This window comes from Umezawaea endophytica, assembly GCF_025061645.1.
Taxonomy (GTDB): domain Bacteria; phylum Actinomycetota; class Actinomycetes; order Mycobacteriales; family Pseudonocardiaceae; genus Umezawaea; species Umezawaea endophytica.
On the sequence record NZ_JANYMP010000023.1, the window covers coordinates 67,990 to 87,240 of the forward strand.

Below are 19,251 nucleotides of genomic sequence, written 5' to 3' on the forward strand. Positions count from 1 at the left end.
CAGGGGTGAGCGGCTACTCGGCGAAGCAGGCGTTGGACCAGCTCAGCAAGCCCGGCGAGCACGAGGTGCTGCGGGGCGAGCTGGCTCTCGTCGGGCTGCCGGGGGCGGTGTTCACGCCCGCGTCCGGCTACGGGCTGCCCGCCGTCGCGTTCGGCCACGGCTGGCTCCAGCCCGTCGGCCGCTACGTCGGCCTGCTCCGCCACCTCGCGTCGTGGGGCATCGTCGCCGCCGCCCCGAACACCCAGCGCGGCCCGCTGCTGTCCGCGCGGCTGCACGCCGCGAACCTCCGCACCGCACTGGACATCTGCTCGGGCGTCCGGCTCGGCGACGGCGCCATCAGCGTCGACCCGACCAAGCTCGCCGTCGCGGGCCACTCGCTCGGCGGCGGCGCCGCCGTGCTGGCCGCGGCCGACGACGACCGCGTCCGCTCGGTGATCACGTTGGCGGCCACCGAAACCCGACCGTCCGCGCTGGACGCCGCCCGCCGCGTCGCGGTGCCGGGCCTGCACCTCGCCGCGGGCGAGGACCGCATCGCCCCGCCCGTCGGCCACTCCGAGGCCATCGCGGAGGCGTGGCTCGGGCCGGTGCAGGTGCGGACCCTGCCGAAGGTGGGCCACCTCGGCTTCGCCGAGGGCAGGCACTGGAGCGAACTCCTGCTGGACGGCAAGGGGGAACGCGCCGCGAACAAGCTCGCGAAGGCGTTCACCACCGCGTTCCTGCTGCGCACGCTGACCGGCGACAAGACGTACGACGCGCTGCTGGACAACGACGTCAAGGGCGCGGACCTGACCTACCAGCGCGCGGCACTGACCAGGTAGACCTGCGCCAACCCGGCAGTGGCGGCGGGCACTTCCCGCTACCGTCGAGCCCGTGATGCCAGGACAGCAACAACCACCGCCGGGCTACGGGCCACCACCGCGCGGCGGCTCGACGGCCTTCGTCGTCATCGCCGCCGTCGCCGCGGCCGGAGTCGCGGTCTTCTGGGCCGCGCTCGGCCTGATCAGCGTCCTGCACGCCGACGAGGTCGACACCAACCCCCAGTTGGTCGACGTCCAGATGAAGGCCACCGGCGGCGACCGCGACACGCTGGCGCTGCTCGGCGCGGTCTCCGAGTGGAGCCAGTTCCTGCCGGTGCTGCTCTTCGGCTTCGCCGCCGTGCTCCTGCTGGCGCGCAAGGTCGCGGGCGTGCTGGTGATCTGGATCGGAGCGCTGCTCGCCATCGCCCCGATGGTGCTGGAGATCGTGTACAAGAACTACTTCGGCTTCACCGGGGTCAGCGTCGACGGCACCCAGATGACCGCCGTCGTCCTCGGCGTCCTCGCCGCGCTCCTGACCGTCCTGCCACCCACGATGACCGCGCTGCGCAGCGCACCACGCCCCGCCGCGCAGGGGCCGGGGTACGGGCAGCCCGGCCCGCAGCAGGGCTACGGGCCACCCCAGGGCTATGGGCCGCCCCAGGGCCAACAGGGACAGGGCCAGCAGGGGCCGGGGCAGCAGGGGTACGGGCCGCCGCCCACCGGGTACGGACCTCCGGCACCGGGCTACGGACCACCTCCCGGCCCTCCGCACCGCTGACCGGTCCCCGAACCACGACGAAGGCCTCTCCTCGGCTGAGGAGAGGCCTTCGTCATGTCACTTCAGGTATCCCGGTGTGAGAAGGGCCTCCCCGCCGCGGCGGGGAGGCCCTTCGTGTCACGTCAGGTAGCTGGCGTTGCCGAAGTCGTCATCGTCGTCGGCCGCCGGGCGCTGCGGTGGGCGGCGGGTCGGGGGCAGGGGCCGCACCGGGGGCTGGGGAGCCGGTTCCGGGGTGGGCTGTGGTGGGGTCCACCTGCTCGGGGCGGCCTGGGGAGCGCCCTGGAGGAAGGAGCCCTCCACGGTGTGGGACGCGGCCGCCAGCCTGGCGCGTTCGGCCGCCGCCACCTGGTCGGCGAACTCGTCCGGACCCTGCTCGTCGTCCTCGATGCCGAAGGCCAGTTCGCTCGGCTTCTTCTTGACCGGGCCCTCGCGCTGGGCCTTCGCCATCTCGCGGAGGCGGTCGACGAGGCGCTTCGACTTGTCGACGAAGTCCTTGTGGCTCTGGGCGGTGGCCTTGTCCGTCTCCTCGAACTTGCGGCTCGCCAGCTCCATGCGCGCCGAGTGCTCGGACCTGATGCCTTCGAGCTTCCTCTTGACGCTCTCCAACGACTCGAACTCAGCCATCGGCCCTCACCCCGGTCATCGTGCGTTCTCCTCCCCGAGCGCGCCCTGAACGCGGCCGAGGCTGGCGTCGTCGTCGAACAGCGAGCCGGTCGTGCGCCACTGGCTCGCGCCCCGCTCCGTGTCGCCGCTGCCCTGCTGGCCGCCGCCACCGGGCGGGGGCCCGCCCATCATGCCGCCGCCCATCATGCCGCCCGCGGGCTGGCCGGAGTGCGCACCGTCCTGCATGGACGGCAGCGACGCCGAACCGGGTTCGCCCGCCTGCGACGCGTTGGTGTCGGCGAGACCGGCCTCACCGGTGGGAGCGGGCGGCCCCCACATGGGGTCAGCGGTGGAGCCGGGGATCTGCGGGCCGACCGCGGAGTCCGCCGGGCCCGACGGGACCTGCGGGCCGAGGACCGAGTCGGCGCGGTCGAAGCCGCCGCCGACCGCCGACGCACCCGACGTCGACGTGGTGCCCTCCTGGGACGCCTCCCGGAACACCGGGTCCACACCGGACTGGGCGAAGCCGGGCGCGGTGAACCCGGCGGGCTGGGCGGCCACCGGTTCGGTGAAACCGGGCTGCGAGAAGCCCTGGCCACCGGAACCGGGAGCGCTGGAACTCGGCTCGGTGAAGCCCTGACCGGAGAACTCGCCGTAGGCGGGCGCGAGGCCCGGCTCGGTGAAGCCCTGACCGCCGAGGCCCTGTGCTTCGGCGAACGCGGGCTCCGCGAAGCCCTGGCCACCGAGGTCCCTGGCGAACGCCTGGTCGCCCCCGCCCTGGCCCGGCTCGACGAAGCCCTCGGTGAACGCGGGCATCGTGCCGAAGCCCTGGCCGCCGTCGGCGAACGCGGGCATGGTGGTGAAGTTCTGGTCGCCCTCCGCGAACGCGGGCATGGTGGTGACGTCCGGTCGGCCCGGCGTGCCGCCTACCTCCGGCTCGTCCTCGCCGAACTCGACGCCGTACTGCTGGGGCTCGCCCTCACCGTCGTCGACGGTGAGGTTGATCTCACCGGTCAGCGGGTCGACCTCCGCGGTGATCGACAGGCCGTCCATCTCGATCACGGCCTTGCCGTCGGCGCCCGCCTCGATCGGGATCGCGCCACCGGCACCGGGGGCGCCGGGGGTCGGGGCCGCGCCGGGGGTGGTGCCCGCCGCTTGGCCGCCGCCCGCCTGACCACCGCTCGCCTGGCCCGTGAGGGCCTGCGCGAGGCCCGCGGCGCCGTTCTGCGCCATGAGGGCCTTGGCCGCGTCCGGGTTCTTGCTGAAGTCCAGGTCGTACGTCTTCGGCGGGGCGTTCGGGGTGTCGACGGTCACCTTCACGTGACCGCGCGCGTCCGGCTCGGTGATCTTGATCTCGTTGGCGCCACTGGTGATCGTGACGCTCTCCGGGTTCTTCTCCTCGCCGGGCTTGCCGCCTTCACCACCGGGGGTGTCCGGCTTGCCGTCGCCGTCCGCGTCGTCCGGCTTCCCGTCGCCGTTGGCGTCGTCGGGCTTGCCGTCGCCGTCCTTGTCGAGCGGGTTCTCCGGCTTCGGCATCTCCGGGATCGACGGCGTGGCCGGGGCCGACCCGCCACCGCCGCTACCGGAACCCCCGCCGCTCCCGCTGCTCCCCGACCCCGTGCTGCCGCTCCCGCTGCTGCCCGTGTTGCCGGAGTTGCCGTTCCCGTTCCCGTTGCCGGTGTTCTCCGCGGGCTTCTCCGCCGGGGTCTCCTTGGGAGGGTCGAACGGCTTGGTGTTGAACGCGTCGACCTGCTTGCCGACCTCTTCCCACGCCTTGTCGACGGAGTCCTTGGTGGTCGTGCAGATGGTGTCGAACACCTTCCACTTGCCGTCCACGTCGGCCTTGAACGTGCCGCGGATCCACTTGTTCGCCTCGTCGCGGACCAGGCGCTTCCACTCGTCGCCGTCGCCGCAACTGTCGTCGATGGTGTAGTTCACGAACCCGGCGACGCGGCGCAGCTTCGCCTCGTCCTCAGCCGTGCAGCCGTCGACGACCTCCTTGATCTGGTCGGGGCTCAGACCGGCGATGTCGTTGACGTTGCGGACGCCTTCGAGGACGGTCCTGGCCTTGGTGTTCACCAGGCCGGACACGGTGTGGCAGGCGGCCCTGGTGACCTCGGCGATGTGGTCGACGGCGTCGGCGTGCGTCGCGGCCCGCTGCGACATGTCCGTCACGAACTTGCGGGAGGCGTCCGCCGCCTTGCCGTCCCACCCGGACCAGAGCTTGCTCATCGACTTCTCGGCGTCGCCCTGGCGGTCGCGGGAGTCCTGGGCGACCTGGCGCAGCTCGACGATGTCGATGTCGATCTTGTGGAAGTCGATGTCGCGCTGCTCGTCGTAGCGCTCGCGCATCTTGCCGACGTCGGTGACGACCGAGCCGCCGTCGATGATCTTCTTGGCGTACTCGTACACCGGCAGGAAGTTCTCGAAGTACTTCAGGCCCGGCGCGCCCGCGTTCAGCAGGTCGTTCGAGTTGCCGACACCCGCGCCGCCGTCGGACGCGCGCTGCGCCGACGCGTCCAGCGCGTCCTGCCCGGCCTTCTTGTCCTTCTCGTGCTGGGCGTTGCGGGCGTCACCCTCGTCGGCGGCCTTCTTGCCCTTCTCGTAGGCGTCCTTCAGCCGGTCTTCCGAGCTGTCGGCCCACGGCATGGAGTCCTTGGTGGCCTGCCACTGCCCGTCGCCCCACGAGATGTCGTAGTCGTCGAGGTACTCCTCCAACTCGTCGTTGTGGGTACCGGTGATGTCGGTCTTGACGTCGTTCGCGTAGTAGGCGTTGAGCAGCGCCTTCTTGTCCTCGTAGGACACCGCGGGGTTGTCGACGACCTTCTTGACGTCTTCCCAGGAAGGAGTGGCCATCACTTGCCCCCGGTGTTCGCGAGGTTCTGCGCGTTCGCCGTGTCGGACCAGTCGTAGCCGTTGGCGGAGTTGCGGAGCTTGTCGGAGAGGCCCTTGAGGGCGGCGGAGTGGGCGGCGACCGCCTCGGCGATCTTCGGCAGCCCCGCGAGGTAGCGGGACCCGCCCGCCTGGTGCGCGCGACCGAAGTCGCCCGCGCCCACGGCGCTGGCCGTGACCTTCGCCTTGTACTCCTCGACGTCGGACGCGACACCCTGGATGGTGGTCGCCGACGACATCATCTCGCCCGCATTGGCCTGATAGCCCGCCATGTGCTCCTGCCTCCCCATAAGTCCCCGGTGAGACGCGGCCCTGCCCTTCCGGGTTCCGCACAAGAATCCCAGCTCACCAGCCTCGGGGAGGCCGGTTGGAGCAGTCGGTTGCCTTAGTAAACAACGACCGCGCCCGGACGGCAGCGGATCACCACTGCTGCGGCGGCCCCTGCTGCTGTTGCTGCTGGGGCGGGTACGGGCCCTGCTGGGGAGGCGGGAAGCCCTGGTTGGGAGGCGGAAAACCTTGCTGGGGCGGGAATCCCTGGTTCGGGGGCGGGAACCCCTGCCGCTGCCCCGCCTTGGCCTTGGTGATGGCGAAGAAGCCACCAGCGCCCACGGCGACACCGACGATGAACCCCAGGACCAGATTGACCATGCCCGCCCCCAACTCCGGATCAGTGCACCGAGGAAACCACACCGGCGAGCCTGCGCGCGGCGGACTCGGCGACCTCGTGGCTGGTGGCCTCGACCATCACCCGGACGAGCTGCTCGGTGCCCGACGGGCGCAGCAGCACGCGGCCGGTGTCACCCAGCTCGGCGATGACCTCCGCGACGGCGTCGCTGACCGATGTGTCCTTCGCCACCACGGCCTTGTCCGACACGCGGACGTTGATCAGGACCTGCGGGAGCCTGCTCATCACGCCCGCCAGCTCGGCGAGGGACTTGCCGGTCTCCGCCATCCGCGCCATCAGGCGCAGCGCGGTCAGCAGGCCGTCGCCGGTCGTGGCGTGCGCCGGGAGGACGACGTGGCCGGACTGCTCGCCGCCGAGCGCGAGACCGCCGGAGCGCAGCTCCTCCAGCACGTACCGGTCGCCCACCCCGGTCGTGCGGAGCGCGATGCCCTGCTCGCGCATGGCGATGTGCAGGCCGAGGTTGCTCATCACCGTCGCGACGAGCGTGTTGTCGGTCAGCTCGCCCGCGTCGCGCATGGCGACGGCGATGACGGCCATGATCTGGTCGCCGTCGACCTCGTTGCCCCGCGCGTCCACCGCGAGGCACCGGTCGGCGTCGCCGTCGTGGGCGATGCCAAGGTCGGCTCCGTGTTCGAGGACCGCGGCGCGCACGACGTCGAGGTGCGTCGATCCGCAGTTGTCGTTGATGTTCAGGCCGTCCGGCGTGGAGTTGATCTCCACGACCTCGGCGCCCGCGCGGCGGTAGGCGTCCGGCGCGGCGATCGAGGCGGCGCCGTTCGCGCAGTCCACGACGACCTTGATGCCTTCGAGGCGGTGCGGGGTGATCTTGAGCAGGTGCTCGACGTACTGGACCTCGGCGTCCTCGACGTCGCGGACCCGACCGATGGCGGCACCCGTCGGGCGGCCGTCGTGGGTGAGCATCTTCTGCTCGATCTCGTCCTCGACCGAGTCCGGGAGCTTGTGGCCGCCCGCGGCGAACAGCTTGATCCCGTTGTCCGGCATGGCGTTGTGCGACGCGGAGATCATCACGCCGACGTCCGCGCCCAGCGCGGCCACCAGGAACGCGACGGCGGGCGTCGGCAGGACACCGACCCGCAGCACGTCGGCGCCCGCGGAGCTGAGACCGGCGACGACCGCGGCCTCCAGCATCTCGCCGCTGGCCCGCGGGTCACGACCGACCAGCGCCACCGGGCGGTGGGTTCGGTCGTGCTCGGCGAGCACCCGCGCCGCGGCCGCCGCCACGGACAGTGCCAGTTCGGGGGTGAGGTCCGCATTGGCGAGACCGCGTACTCCGTCGGTGCCGAACAGGCGAGCCATGATCCGAGGGTCCTCCGTGATCAACCGCACAGCAAATGGGGCCGGAAAGCACTGCGGGAGCAGCAGTTCGGTGAAGAACTGGCTGCTCCCGCAGGGGTGAAGCTGGGTGAGGGCTCGATCAGCGCTTGCTGTACTGGGGCGCCTTGCGGGCCTTCTTCAGACCGTACTTCTTGCGCTCCTTGACCCGCGGGTCACGAGTGAGGAAGCCGGCCTTCTTGAGGACCGGGCGGTCCTCGATGTCGATCGCGATCAGCGCACGCGCGATGGCGAGGCGGAGCGCACCGGCCTGGCCGGTGGTGCCGCCGCCACGCAGGGTGGCGAGCACGTCGAACGTCTCGGGCTTCTCCGTGGTGACCAGGGGCTCACGGATGAGCTGCTGGTGCACCTTGTTCGGGAAGTACTGCTCGAGGCTCTTGCCGTTGAGCGTGAACTTGCCGGTGCCGGGAACGAGGCGCACGCGGACGATGGCCTCCTTGCGCCGACCAACGGTCTGCGCGAGGTGGTGGGCACCGTTCAGCGAGTGCTTGACGACGGGCGCGACGACCTCGTCGTCGCCCTCTTCGGCGTCGGTCTCCTCGGCGTCGGCCTCGACGGCCTCGACCTCGGTGGCGTCGACCTCGGTGGCGTCGTCGGCCTCAACGGCGTCGACGGCGTCGGTCTCGACGGCCTCGACTTCGTTCTCAGGGGTGGTCACAGTGACTTCCTCGGTGTGCTCGTCGCCGGTCACTGGGCGATCTTGGTGATCTCGAAGGGCTGCGGCTGCTGCGCTGCGTGGGGGTGCTCAGGGCCGCTGTAGACCTTCAGCTTGCTGCCGATCACGCTGCCGAGGCGGTTCTTGGGCAGCATGCCCTTGATGGCCTTCTCGACGAGCCGGTCAGCGCGGGTGTCAAGCACCTCACCGAACGACTGCTTGCGCAGACCGCCCGGGTGACCGCTGTGGCGGTAGACGAACTCCTGGTCCCGCTTGTTGCCGGTGAGGGCAACCTTGTCAGCATTGATGATGACGACGAAGTCGCCAGTGTCGACATGCGGGGCGTAAGTCGGCTTGTGCTTGCCGCGCAGCAGCGTCGCGGCCTGGGTGGCGAGCCGACCGAGCACCACGTCCTGGGCGTCGATCACATGCCAGGCGCGGGTCACCTCGCCGGCCTTCGGGCTGTACGTGCGCACGGATCTACCTCGTCGTCACTTGCGTCTGGTGGACATTGCGGCGGCTGCTCCAGGCCGCATTGCCCCTCGAGAACGAGCTGGGCAAGTGGACCAGAACACACGCGGCGCGCAATGTCGCACCGGATACCGCACAACAACGTAGGAAGATACCGGTTGGGTCGTGGCCGGGTCAAAACGGCCCCCGCCAACCGGCGGGCAAAACGTGCGCGGGCCCCGGAACCGGAGGGTTCCAGAGCCCGCGAGGTCACGCTGGGTGACGGAAGTTCTAGCCCCAGCGGGCGGTGTTCTGCTGCTCGCCCTGCGCGAAGGACTCACCGGCGGCGCGAACGGCCGTGGCGATCTGCGCGAGCACCTGCTGGAGGTCGGCCGCGGCGGTGTCCCAGTTGTGCTGGGCGGCGGTGTACGCCTCACCGGCGCCACCTTCCCACTGCGCCACGACGGGGGCGATGCGGCTCTTCAGGTCCTCGAGCGTGCTGTCGAGCGTGCTCGCCTGGGAGCTGATGTCCCCCGCGAGACCCTCCAGGTGGCCGAAGTCGACTGTAATCTGCTGGTCGTTCATGAAATTCCCCAAGTCCTATTCAGCGGTGAAAAAACGGAATGGTCGAACAGATGTCGAACGGGCGAGATCAGTTGCCGCCGAGGCGGTTCGCCACGCTGCTCATCGCCTGCGACTGCTCTTCCTGCTGCTGGATGTACAGGTTCGCGCCACCGGTCATCTGCTCGGCGATCTCCTTCAGCGCCTGGTTCAGCTTCTTGGCGTCCTCGTCGAACCGGGTGTTCAGCGTCATGAACGCGTCCTTGGCAGTACCCTGCCACTGGGCGCCGATGCTGTCGATGATGCCGTTGAGGCTCTTCAGGATGCCGTCGATGGAATCGCCTGTGTTGACGATGTCCTGACCAGCGGTCAGCAGTTCCTGGCTACCGGTTGAAAGCCTGGCCATTGGGAAAACCCCCTACGTAGTCACTCTTCGGGCCGCACGATCTCGGCTTGCACTGCCCCTACGACGGACACAGTGCCATGCCGGTTCCGTCTTGTCGCGGATTCCTTCGAAACAGTTGCTCTAGTGAACGGCGCCGGGTGGGCCCATCACGGTCAGTAGAGGATTTGCCCTTGCGAAAAGTCCTCGTCATCGTCGCTCCGACGGGGTAGTTGACCCCTCGGGCCGGGTGCGGGACGTGAACTCGGAGTGGTCGGCGGAGTATTTGCATTCGCGTCGGTCGTCTTTTCGGGAGCAAACGTTTCACCCGTCTCGGGGAACTCCTCGACCGGCAGCCCGCGCTCCTCGCGGAACCCACCGGCCACCCGGCGCACGTCCGGCGACGTGGCGGGCACACCGGGCTCGGCCTTCTTCTCCCTGGCCCGCTGGGCCAGTTCACGGGTGCGGGCGCGGGCCGCGTCGTTGCGCACACCGGCGTCGGACGCGGCCCGACGCCCCCTGGTGACGGCCGCCGCGAGGTCCGCGCGGAACCGGGCGAACGCTTCCGAGGTCATGCCCAACCCTCCTGGTGGATCAACTGGTCACGGTCATCGTGCGGACCACCTGCTCGCACGCGGCGCGGACCCGTTCCTCGCCCGAGGGCGTGTACTGACAGCCGACGCTGACCTGCGCGTCACCCTTGAGCACGATGTACCAGTCGATGGTCACGCCCTGCGGCCGTTCCTTGTAGTACACGACATCCTTGTCGGCGAAGCGCGTCGACGGGGTGAAATCGGCAAGGTTCTGTGCACTTTCGTACGCCGCCCGCAGTTCACCCACGGCCCGGTCGCGATCAGCCGAGGCGTCGTAGGTGAGCTTTTGCTCTTGCACAGCGATGACGTCCTTCGACGATTCCCCACCACTGGGACGCAACTGCACCTTGCGGGACGCGGGATCGCCGCCGCTCTGATTCCATTCGGCAGGCGCGGTGAAGCTGTAGTCGTACATCGCTATCGGTTTACCGGATGGCGCGGTTTGTGAACTACTCGTTCCACCGGAATTCGGCGTGTCCTTCTTCGTGAGCGCATAGGCGACCGAAGCGCCTATCACCGCGACCAGCAGAACAGCGCCGATGACGAGCAGTGGAACGCGCGACCGGTGTTTGGCCGGGATCTTGACCACCTGGACGACGGACTGCTGCGGGAATCCCGGCGCGGGGGTCGGGGGGAATGCGCCGCGGAAGCTCTCGGCAGCGCCGATGCGCCGGGTGATCTTGCGGGTGTCGTCCTCCGGTGGAAGGGGTTTCGGCGGCTGGGCCTGCTCCACGTTCACGGCGCGCAGCGCGCCCCTGGCGACCACGGTCTCCGGCTGGTCGATGCTCGTCGGCACGACCCCGGACTGCTCCATGACCAGCCTGGCGACCATCGGGATCCGGCTCGACCCGCCCACCAGGAAGATCCCGGCGAGCTGGCGCGGGTTCAGCCCGGTGTTCCGGACGGCGCCGAGCACCAGCGCGACGGCCCGGTTGAGCGGGGCGCTGATCAGCCGCTCCAGGTCACCGCGCGTGACGTGCGCGTCGGGGAACGGCGGCGGCATCGGCACGTCGGTGTACGCGTGCCGCGACAACGTCTCCTTGGCGCCCCGCACGTCCTGGCGCAGCACCCGCCGTCGACGGCGGTCGGCCAGCGCCTGGCCCTCCACGAGCTGCCGCCACCCGTCGCGGTCGCCGGGCGGCACCTGCGAGCCGAGGTGCTCCAGCAGCATCTGGTCGACGTCCGCGCCGCCGAAGCTCTGGTCGCCCTTGGTGGCCAGCACGCGGAACGCGCCGCCCTGGCGGCTGATCACCGTCGCGTCCACCGTGCCCGCCCCGAGGTCGAGCACGGCCAGCGTCGCGCCCTCCGCCATGGCGTGGCCCGCGGAGTGGAACACCGCGGCGGCCACCGGTTCGGGCACCAGGCGCACGTCGTTGGCGAGCCCGCTCGCGGCCTGGAGCAGCACGCGGGTCCGCACGGCACCCCAGTCGGCGGGGTGGGTGAGCACGAGGAGGTCCACCGGCATCCCGCCCGCGACCCGCCTGGCCTCGCCCACCGCGCGCCCCAGCACCGCGCGCACCACGTCGGACACCCGCAGCACGCTGGTGCCGAGCAGCAGTTCGCCGTCGTCGATCCGGCGCTTCGGGTTCGGCTCGTACCGCGACGGGTCGACGGCGGCCTGCCGCTCGGCCTCGTGGCCGACGAACAGGGTGCCGTCGGCGGCGGCGAACACGGCGGAGGGCACGAGCGGCTGACCGTCGAACACGACGACCTGCGGCTCCCGCCCGTGCACCGACATCGCGACGCAGGTGCTGGACGTGCCGAAGTCGACCGCGACGTGCAAGCTCATCCGAATCCCCTCATCCGGCAGGACAGCCGGGCGACACATGCATACCCGATGCCGTCCGGGAGCGTGCCGCAGCCCGTCCTCCAGACGGTACGACCTCGGTGACCGGCCGGTTCACGGTCTCCCCAGTGCCTCGAAGTTCGCACGGGCGACGGCGACGCGCGGATCACCGTCGAGCGGCCCCAGGACTCCGAACCCCACCCTCACCGAACGCTTCTCCCCCCGCGCCCGCCCAGCATATGGCAATCGGTCGCGGTGTGGCCGGAGTGTGAGCGCCGCGTGAGCGGCACCGGGCAGAGTGGCGTTCGTTCACCGCGGCAGAGTTGCCACCAGCGGAAACACCGGTTGCCGAGGTTGGGGGGATCCGGTTCTCCGGTGGGGGTGCGAGCGGGCGGCGGGAATCCCAAGGGGGGTGGTTCCCACGCTTCGGGAGCATTGCGGTGACGAGCTGGGGAACCGATCCCGCGGATCCGACCGGTGCTCCCCCACCGGTCCGGCCCGCGGGATCCGTTCGTCGACAGGTCGGCGGACGACGAGAGGCCCGCGGCGTGCGCCGCGGGCCTCTCGTCGTGTCGAGGTGCTCTACTCCGGGTCGACCCAGGCGAACTGGACGCGCTGCTGGCCGTTCTTGCGGGTGACCAGCGTGCCCCGGCCGGGAGGCTGCGGCGACGCCTTGAGGTTGCCCACGAGGTTGCCCTCCTCCTTGGAGCCGCTGCCGATCATGAACGGCGAGGCGATCTCCTTCAGCTTGCCGATGATCGGGTCGAACATGGCGCGCGAGGCGCCACCCATGCGGCGGACGACGACGATGTGGAGACCGACGTCCTTGGCCTGCGGGATGAACTCCGCCAAGGGCTGCAAGGGGTTCTGGCCGCCCTGCGGGGCGACGAGGTCGTAGTCGTCGACGATGACGAACAGCTCCGGGCCCTTCCACCAGGACCGGTTGCGGAGCTGGTCCTGGGTGACGTCCGGGCCGGGGAGCCTGCCGACCATCGAGCCGCGGACGTCCTTGACCAGGTCGACGAGCTGCGCGGACGAGACCGCGTAGCTGAGCAGGTGGTCGGTGTCGATGAAGCCGAGCATCGTGCGGCGGTAGTCCACCAGCAGGATCAGGGCTTCCGACGACGTGTACTGCGTCATGATGCCGCGCACGATCGCGCGGAGCATGCCGGTCTTGCCGGACTCGCCGTCGGCCAGCGACATGAAGTGCGGGTCGTTGTCGAAGTCCAGGTAGACCGGGGCCAGCTCGTCCTCGTCCACGCCGATCGGGACCATGTGGCCGCGGTTCGGCCTCACCTGGTCGGCCTGGGCGATGAGCTGCGGGTACGGCAGCAGGTCGGGCAGCAGGCGGACGGCCGGGGCGTGCGGGCCGCGCCACGCCTGGTTGACCTTGCCGATGAGGTCGGCGATGCCGGCGGCGACGTTCGTCGGGTCGGACGAGGCGTCGATGCGGGGCAGCGCGGTGAGGAAGTGCAGCTTCTGCGGGGAGAGCCCTCGACCGGGCCTGCCGGGCGGGATGTTGACGGCGACCTTGCGGTCCACATCGGACTCGCTCGGGTCACCGAGGCGCAGCTCGAACCTGGTGCCCAGCAGGTCCTTCATGGCAGGCCGGATCTCGGCCCACCGGTTCGCGGCGATGACGACGTGCACGCCGTAGGACAGGCCCTGCGCCGCCAACTGCTGCACCAGCGGTTCGAGGGTGTCGAACTCCTGGCGGAAGTTCATCCAGCCGTCGACGATCAGGAACGCGTCGCCGAAGGCGTCGTCCTTGATCTCCCCGCGCCGCTTGCGGTTGCGGAACTCGACCATCGAGTCGATGCCCTGCGCGCGGAACCGCTGCTCGCGCTCGGAGATCAACCCGGTCAGCTCGGCGACCATGCGGCGCGACTTGTCCACGTCCAGCCTGCTGGCGAAACCACCGACGTGCGGCATCCGCTCCAGCGCGGCGAGCGTGCCACCACCGAGGTCGAGGCAGTAGAACTGCACCTCCTGCGGGGTGTGCGTGAGCGCCATCGACGTGATGAGCGTGCGCAGCATCATCGACTTGCCCGACTGCGGGCCGCCGACGATCGCGCCGTGGCCCGCGGCACCGGAGAAGTCCGCCCACAGCAGGTCGCGGCGTTGTTCGAACGGCTTGTCCACGACGCCGATGGCGACCTGGAGCTTGCCGTTGGTGACGAAGCCCGGCGACGTGAGGCCGCGGTCCTCGGTGGGCTGCAACGGGGGCAGCATCGTGTCCAGCGACGGCGGCTCGTTCAGCGGGGGCAGCCACACCTCGTGCGCGGGCGGGCCCTGGCCGACGAGCTTGTTGACGATGACCTCGAGCTGGCTGGGCTCGTTGCTGTCTTCCTTCTTCTCCTCGACGACCGGCGCGATCGGCCGGATCGGCTCCTTGGGGATCTCGATGTAGTCCGGCACGAAGTAGCGGGGCCGCTTGTCGCCGCTGACCGCGGCGGACGGGCCAGCGGCCTGGAGACCGGCGGGCCGGTACGGGCCGGACACGTAGAGGGCCTTGAACCGCACCAGCGGCGACCCCTGGATGCCCAGGTAGCCGGAGCCGGGGATGGGCGGCAGCTCGTACGCGTCGGGCACGCCGATCGCCGCGCGGGACTCGGCCGCGGAGAACGTCTTCAGACCGATCCGGTAGGACAGGAACGTGTCCAGACCGCGCAGCTTGCCCTCTTCGAGGCGCTGCGAGGCGAGCAGCATGTGGATCTGGAGCGAGCGGCCGACTCGACCGATCTGGAGGAAGATGTCGATGAAGTCCGGCTTCGCCGTCAGCATCTCGGAGAACTCGTCGATGCAGATGAACAGCGCGGGCAGCGGGTCGAGGTCGGCGCCGTTCTCGCGCGCCTTCTCGTAGTCCCAGACGTTCTTGTAGTTGCCCTTCGCCAGCACCTCCTGGCGGCGCGACACCTCACCCGCGATGGCGTCCTTCATGCGGTCGACCAGCGTCAGGTCGCCCGCGAGGTTGGTGATCGTCGCGGCGACGTGCGGCGCCTTGTCCAGGCCCAGGAACGTCGCGCCACCCTTGAAGTCGACCAGGATCATGTTGAGCGAGGTCGACGAGTGCGTGGCCAGCATGCCCAGCACGAGGGTGCGCAGGAACTCCGACTTGCCGGAACCGGTCGCGCCGATGCACAGGCCGTGCGGACCCATGCCCTCCATCGCGGATTCCTTGATGTCCAGCTCGACCTGCTGACCGAACTCGCCGATGCCGAACGGCACCCGGTAGCGGTCGCGCACCGGCCTCGGCCGCCACGCCTGCTGCACGTCGAACGTCATCGGGTCGCCGGGGATGTTCAGGAACTCCAGCAGCGGCGGGTTGTTGCTCATCGACAGCGGGTCCTCCTCGCTGCCACCGGTGTCGACGCCGCCGACCCGGTACGGCGAGAGGCGGCGGGCGAGCGCCTCGACCTCGACCAGGCTCAGCCAGTCGGGACGGCCGAACCACTCGACGCCGCTGGCGCTGCGGGCGCCAAGCTTGTCGTCCTCGATCACCAGCCGCAGGCCGCGGCGGGCGGTCAGGTTGCCCAGCGACTCCGACAGGTCGAGCAGCGTCACGCCGACGAGGCCCTCTTCGAGCAGGATCTGCTCTTCGCGGGTCACGTCGCCGTCGTCGATCACGATCACGATGTGCGGCTGGTCGGCGGGCGGCGGCGCGTTGCGGGTGAACCGCTGGCGGTCGCGGAGCTGCTCGTCCAGCATCTGCTCGACCTCGGCGAGCGAGCCCGCCATCATCCGCATCTGGCCGATGCCGTCGACGATCGTCGGGTGCTGCACGTGCGGCAGCCACTTCGCCCACTCCCACTGGGCCTTGGTGCGGCCGGTGGTGACGACGGCGATCAGCAGGTCGTCCGGGCAGTGGAACGTGGCGAGCTGGGCCAGCAGCGCCCTGGCGAGGCCCCGTTTGATCTCGGTGTCGCCGATCAGGCCGACCGCGGCGAACCCGCGCAGCGCGATGGAGATCGGCAGTTCCGGCACGAGCGAGTGGGCGCGCACGAAGCGGCGCAGCGCCAGCGTCGCGATCGGCTCCAGCTCCTCGACGGGGCCGGTCTGCGGCGGCACGAGCCGGGTGGCCAGCCGCTGCGAGCCGCGGCCCGCGCGCAGGTGGCAGAAGTCTGGGTCGTTCTGGCGGCGCTCCCACATGCGGCGGGTGGTGGCGAGCGACCACAGCATCTGCGGGTCGGGGTGGACCCACTCGCGCTCCGCGCGCTGCTCGTCGGCTGCCTCACGGGCGCGGTCCCGCATCTGGCCGAGGTACCGCAGGTAGTCCTTGCGGTCCTCGTTCATCTCGGCCTTCTTCTGGCCCTTGCCGCTGCCCATGCCGCCGGCCATCATGCCGACGGTCGAGATCATCATCATGCCCGGCATGATCATCGCGGCGGGAGCCCTGGAGCCGGTGCTGAACATCAGCGCCATCATCCCGAGCGAAGAGGCGATCATGACGGCGGGCAGCGCCTTCATCATGATGTTGCCGGGGATGATCCGGGGCACCTCGGGCGGTGGTTCGAGGTGCACCTCGCCACCGGGCGGCCGCGGGGCAGCGAGGCGTGGCGTTCGCTTGAACTGCAGCGTGCTCACCTGACAGGCACCTCTTCAAGTCGTTTGTCGAACAACCCCACTGCGCCGCTTCACGGGCGCACCACCAGCACTTCCGGACACTAGGGCTCACGTGTCCGCGAGGCTCACGCGGGTCGGCGGAGGACCAAGTGGGACGTCTTCCCCGAACCGCCGGTGCGCACGTGACCGGTACGGCCATACTAGGGTCGCTCGCCGGGCCGGTGTGTCCGTTCGGCGGAACGAGCGAAACAGAAACTCAGGAGGTACTGGTGGCAACCGGTACGACGGTCTTCAGCCGGGTGACCGTGGTTGCGCCGCGGACGCGCATCGACGTCGCTCTGCCCGCCGACGTCGCCGTGGCCGACCTGCTGCCGATGCTGCTGGACATGGCCAAGGAGGCCACTCCGGACGGCGGTGTGCGGCACGGCGGCTGGTGCCTGGCGAGGTTGGGCGACAGCCCTCTCGACCCCGGCCGCACGCTGGCGTCGCTCGGCGTGGTCGACGGTGATCTGCTCCAGCTCCGCAGGCGCAACGAGAACCCCCCGCCGCCGCTGTTCGACGACGTGGTGGACGCCATCGCGGAGTCGAACCCGGACAGCTTCCGGCCGTGGACCAAGGACACCGCCCGCCGCTACGGCCACATCGCGGGCGCGCTGGCGCTGATCGCCGCCGCGGTGTCGCTGCTGATGTCGGGCAGCCTGATGGGCGGCAGCAGCCTCCCGGTCGCCATCACCGCCGGTGTCACGGCCGTCGCGGCGCTCGCCGCGGGCGCGGTCGTCGCCCGCTCCTACAGCGCGGTCGACACCGGTGTGCTGGTCGTCGCCGCGGGCGCGCTCCCGATGGCGTTCGTGTCCGGCCTCTACATCGTCCCCGGCTCGCTCGGGCGGCCGAACCTGCTGCTGGGCAGCGTGCTGGTGCTGATCTTCGCGTCGGCCGCCATCCTGCTGATCGGCCAGGGCATCACGGTGTTCGTGGCCGCCGCGACCGCGGCGGGCCTCGGGGCCATCGCGTTCCTGTTCGCGTCGCTGATCGCGCACCCGTCGCCGGGCATCGCGGCGGCGACCGCGGCGGTGTCGCTGGCGGCGCTGTCGGTGCTGCCCAGGATCACGATCCAGTTGGCGAAGCTGCCGCTGCCGATCGTGCCGGGGAGCGCGGAGGACCTCAAGGAGGACACCGGCTTCCCGGAGTACGCCGTCATCGAGCGGCGCACCGCCACGGCGCACGAGTACATGACCGGCATGATCATCGGCAGCGGCGCGGTCACCGCGGTCGCCGCCGTGATCGCCGCGTCGGACGGGACGATCTGGGGTCCGCTGCTCGCGGGCGCCGTGACCCTCGTGCTGCTGCTCCGCGGCCGGGCCTACGCGAACGGCGCGCAGGCCGTGGCGCTGCTCGCCAGCGGCATGGTCGCGGGTGCGGGCGTGCTGCTCGGCTGGATGATGGACTCCTCCCCCGCGACCCGGCTGCTGTACGTGTTCGGCGCGCTGGTCGTCGTCGCGGCCGTGGCGCTGGTGCTCGGCGTGATCTTCCCGAACCAGAAGTTCTCGCCCGTGCTCCGCCGCACGGTGGACGTGCTGGAGGGCATCCTCATCGCCTCCGTGCTGCCGCTCGCGCTCGCCGTGATGGACCTCTACATCGTGATGCGCCAACTGATCGCGCCCTGACCGCGAGGACACCTCCCACCATGCGTGTTTCCCGCACCGTCAAGAAGGCCGCCGCCGCGACGGCCGTCGCGCTGCTGCTCGCGACCGGGCCGCTGGCAGGCCCCGTCGCCGTCGCCCAGACCACGCCGAACTCGGTGCCGCCGCCGGTCGACCCGAGCGTGCTCGACGCGCCCGCCGAGCCCAAGTCCGACGTGGAGTACACCCGCACGAACAAGGCCTGCATCGGTTCCAGCACCGGCAACCGGGCGCTCGTCCCCAAGCCGCGCGCGCAGATGGTGCTGCGGCTGGAGGAGGCGCACGAGTTCGCCACCGGCCAGGGCGTGAAGATCGCGATCATCGACACCGGGGTGGAGGCCGAGCACCCGCGGTTGAAGGGTCGGGTCAGGGCGACGGGCGACTACGTCGTCACGGCGGAGAAGGGCACGACCGACTGCGACGGGCACGGGACCGAGGTCGCCGGTGTCGCGGCGGCCAGCCGGGACCCCGACACCGGGTTCGTCGGGGCGGCCCCCGACGCGGAGATCCTGGCGATCCGGCAGACCAGCGACCGGTACGAGTTCAAGGACAAGACCGGCGCCGACGTGCGGAAGTCCGCGGGCAAGGTGACGACGCTCGCGCAGGCCATCGTGCGGGCCGTCGACCAGGGCGCGGACGTCATCAACATCTCGCTCACGTCGTGCGACTCGCCGAAGGCGCCGAGCGCGGGCGAGCGGAAGCTCCAGGCCGCCATCGACTGGGCGGTGAACAAGATGGACACCGTCATCGTCACCGCCGCGGGCAACATCGGCTCGGACGGGACGGGCTGCAAGGACCAGAACGACAACCAGAACCCGGACACCGTGAAGGTGATCGCGTCCCCGCCCTGGTACAGCAAGGACGTGCTGTCGGTGGCGTCGATCAACAAGCTCGGCGAGCCGTCGACGTTCAGCGTGTGGGGCCCGTGGGTCAGCATCGCCGCTCCCGGCGAGGACATCACCACCATCGACCCCAAGGGCACCGGCCTGACCAACGCCAACGCCGACGAGCAGGGTGCGCTGACGACGATCCAGGGCACCTCGTTCGCCTCGCCGTACGTGGCGGGTGTCGCGGCGCTGGTCCGGCAGAAGTTCCCGAACCTGACCGCGCGGCAGGTGATGGACCGCCTCACGGCGACGGCGCAGCACCCCGGCAACCCGTCCGGCCGCGACCACAAGGTCGGCGCCGGGATGATCAACCCGATCGCCGCGCTCACGGCCGACCTGCCCGCCGAGGCCGAGGGCGCGGTGGTCCCGCAGATCGCCCCGCTGAACACGGACCTCGGTCCCGGCCTGCACAAGGACAACACGCAGCTCGTGGTGGCCCTGTCCGGCACCGGGATCGGCGTCGGACTGCTGCTGCTGACGCTGTTCATCGTCCACACCATGGGCCGCACCCGCGGCCGCTCGGTCGTCCGCCGCGGCTGACCCCACCAGCACGAGAACGGGCGGTGCCCGGCGGTGACATCCGCCGA

At 70.6% G+C, this 19,251-nt stretch carries 16 protein-coding genes; 4 read left to right on the forward strand and 12 right to left on the reverse strand.

Features of this window, described 5'->3' with window-relative positions:
- The first annotated feature begins 5 nt into the window (after window positions 1-5).
- A complete protein-coding gene (locus NZH93_RS36080; protein WP_259627779.1) occupies window positions 6-818 on the forward strand; it encodes a dienelactone hydrolase family protein in 813 nt (270 codons plus the stop codon).
- 52 nt (window positions 819-870) lie between these two features.
- A complete protein-coding gene (locus NZH93_RS36085; protein WP_259627780.1) occupies window positions 871-1,575 on the forward strand; it encodes a hypothetical protein in 705 nt (234 codons plus the stop codon).
- Window positions 1,576-1,692: 117 nt separating this feature from the next.
- Here NZH93_RS36085 and NZH93_RS36090 read toward each other — a convergent pair whose 3' ends face one another.
- The 12 genes from NZH93_RS36090 to eccCa all read right to left on the reverse strand — a co-directional run bounded on the left by NZH93_RS36090 (window position 1,693) and on the right by eccCa (window position 16,119).
- On the reverse strand, window positions 1,693-2,199 hold the full coding sequence (locus NZH93_RS36090) for a hypothetical protein (RefSeq protein WP_259627781.1): 507 nt from the start codon (window positions 2,197-2,199) through the stop codon (window positions 1,693-1,695).
- A gap of 15 nt (window positions 2,200-2,214) precedes the next feature.
- Window positions 2,215-5,034 carry a hypothetical protein gene (locus NZH93_RS36095; RefSeq protein ID WP_259627782.1) on the reverse strand — a complete coding sequence of 940 codons (2,820 nt, stop codon included), beginning with the start codon at window positions 5,032-5,034 and terminating at the stop codon, window positions 2,215-2,217.
- Window positions 5,034-5,342 carry a type VII secretion target gene (locus tag NZH93_RS36100; RefSeq protein WP_259627783.1) on the reverse strand — a complete coding sequence of 103 codons (309 nt, stop codon included), beginning with the start codon at window positions 5,340-5,342 and terminating at the stop codon, window positions 5,034-5,036. Before NZH93_RS36100 ends, NZH93_RS36095 begins: the two co-directional genes overlap by 1 nt.
- Before the next feature lie 148 nt (window positions 5,343-5,490).
- Window positions 5,491-5,718: a hypothetical protein gene (locus NZH93_RS36105; protein WP_259627784.1), complete on the reverse strand. Its 228-nt coding sequence runs from the start codon at window positions 5,716-5,718 to the stop codon at window positions 5,491-5,493.
- Window positions 5,719-5,737: 19 nt separating this feature from the next.
- Entirely contained in the window at window positions 5,738-7,072 is a 1,335-nt protein-coding gene (glmM, locus tag NZH93_RS36110; RefSeq protein ID WP_259627785.1) for a phosphoglucosamine mutase, read from the reverse strand.
- A gap of 118 nt (window positions 7,073-7,190) precedes the next feature.
- Complete coding sequence (gene rpsI / locus NZH93_RS36115) at window positions 7,191-7,766, reverse strand: 30S ribosomal protein S9 (RefSeq protein ID WP_259627786.1); 576 nt, start codon at window positions 7,764-7,766, stop codon at window positions 7,191-7,193.
- 29 nt (window positions 7,767-7,795) lie between these two features.
- Window positions 7,796-8,239 carry a 50S ribosomal protein L13 gene (gene rplM, locus NZH93_RS36120; RefSeq protein ID WP_259627787.1) on the reverse strand — a complete coding sequence of 148 codons (444 nt, stop codon included), beginning with the start codon at window positions 8,237-8,239 and terminating at the stop codon, window positions 7,796-7,798.
- A 265-nt stretch (window positions 8,240-8,504) separates the two neighbouring features.
- Window positions 8,505-8,798, reverse strand: coding sequence for a WXG100 family type VII secretion target (locus NZH93_RS36125; RefSeq protein WP_259627788.1), 294 nt, complete (start codon window positions 8,796-8,798; stop codon window positions 8,505-8,507).
- Between the two features lie 67 nt (window positions 8,799-8,865).
- Entirely contained in the window at window positions 8,866-9,180 is a 315-nt protein-coding gene (locus NZH93_RS36130) for a WXG100 family type VII secretion target (RefSeq protein WP_259627789.1), read from the reverse strand.
- 152 nt (window positions 9,181-9,332) lie between these two features.
- Window positions 9,333-9,731 carry a hypothetical protein gene (locus tag NZH93_RS36135; protein WP_259627790.1) on the reverse strand — a complete coding sequence of 133 codons (399 nt, stop codon included), beginning with the start codon at window positions 9,729-9,731 and terminating at the stop codon, window positions 9,333-9,335.
- A gap of 19 nt (window positions 9,732-9,750) precedes the next feature.
- A complete protein-coding gene (locus NZH93_RS36140) occupies window positions 9,751-11,538 on the reverse strand; it encodes a type VII secretion-associated protein (RefSeq protein ID WP_259627791.1) in 1,788 nt (595 codons plus the stop codon).
- A gap of 579 nt (window positions 11,539-12,117) precedes the next feature.
- On the reverse strand, window positions 12,118-16,119 hold the full coding sequence (gene eccCa / locus NZH93_RS36145) for a type VII secretion protein EccCa (protein ID WP_259627792.1): 4,002 nt from the start codon (window positions 16,117-16,119) through the stop codon (window positions 12,118-12,120).
- A 248-nt stretch (window positions 16,120-16,367) separates the two neighbouring features.
- On the opposite strand from eccCa, the gene eccD reads away from it, so the two are divergent.
- Window positions 16,368-17,762 (forward strand): type VII secretion integral membrane protein EccD, encoded by a 1,395-nt coding sequence (gene eccD, locus NZH93_RS36150; protein WP_259627793.1) that lies wholly within the window; start codon window positions 16,368-16,370, stop codon window positions 17,760-17,762.
- A 20-nt stretch (window positions 17,763-17,782) separates the two neighbouring features.
- A complete protein-coding gene (mycP, locus tag NZH93_RS36155) occupies window positions 17,783-19,204 on the forward strand; it encodes a type VII secretion-associated serine protease mycosin (protein ID WP_259627794.1) in 1,422 nt (473 codons plus the stop codon).
- Window positions 19,205-19,251 lie beyond the last annotated feature (47 nt).

Bases quoted from the DNA above. Each gene is read 5' to 3' on its own strand.
- NZH93_RS36090 (WP_259627781.1), bottom strand. From the start codon at position 2,199: ATGGCTGAGTTCGAGTCGTTGGAGAGCGTCAAGAGGAAGCTCGAAGGC.
- NZH93_RS36095 (WP_259627782.1), bottom strand. From the start codon at position 5,034: ATGGCCACTCCTTCCTGGGAAGACGTCAAGAAGGTCGTCGACAACCCC.
- NZH93_RS36100 (WP_259627783.1), bottom strand. From the start codon at position 5,342: ATGGCGGGCTATCAGGCCAATGCGGGCGAGATGATGTCGTCGGCGACC.
- NZH93_RS36105 (WP_259627784.1), bottom strand. From the start codon at position 5,718: ATGGTCAATCTGGTCCTGGGGTTCATCGTCGGTGTCGCCGTGGGCGCT.
- glmM (WP_259627785.1), bottom strand. From the start codon at position 7,072: ATGGCTCGCCTGTTCGGCACCGACGGAGTACGCGGTCTCGCCAATGCG.
- NZH93_RS36125 (WP_259627788.1), bottom strand. From the start codon at position 8,798: ATGAACGACCAGCAGATTACAGTCGACTTCGGCCACCTGGAGGGTCTC.
- NZH93_RS36130 (WP_259627789.1), bottom strand. From the start codon at position 9,180: ATGGCCAGGCTTTCAACCGGTAGCCAGGAACTGCTGACCGCTGGTCAG.
- NZH93_RS36135 (WP_259627790.1), bottom strand. From the start codon at position 9,731: ATGACCTCGGAAGCGTTCGCCCGGTTCCGCGCGGACCTCGCGGCGGCC.
- NZH93_RS36140 (WP_259627791.1), bottom strand. From the start codon at position 11,538: ATGAGCTTGCACGTCGCGGTCGACTTCGGCACGTCCAGCACCTGCGTC.
- mycP (WP_259627794.1), top strand. From the start codon at position 17,783: ATGCGTGTTTCCCGCACCGTCAAGAAGGCCGCCGCCGCGACGGCCGTC.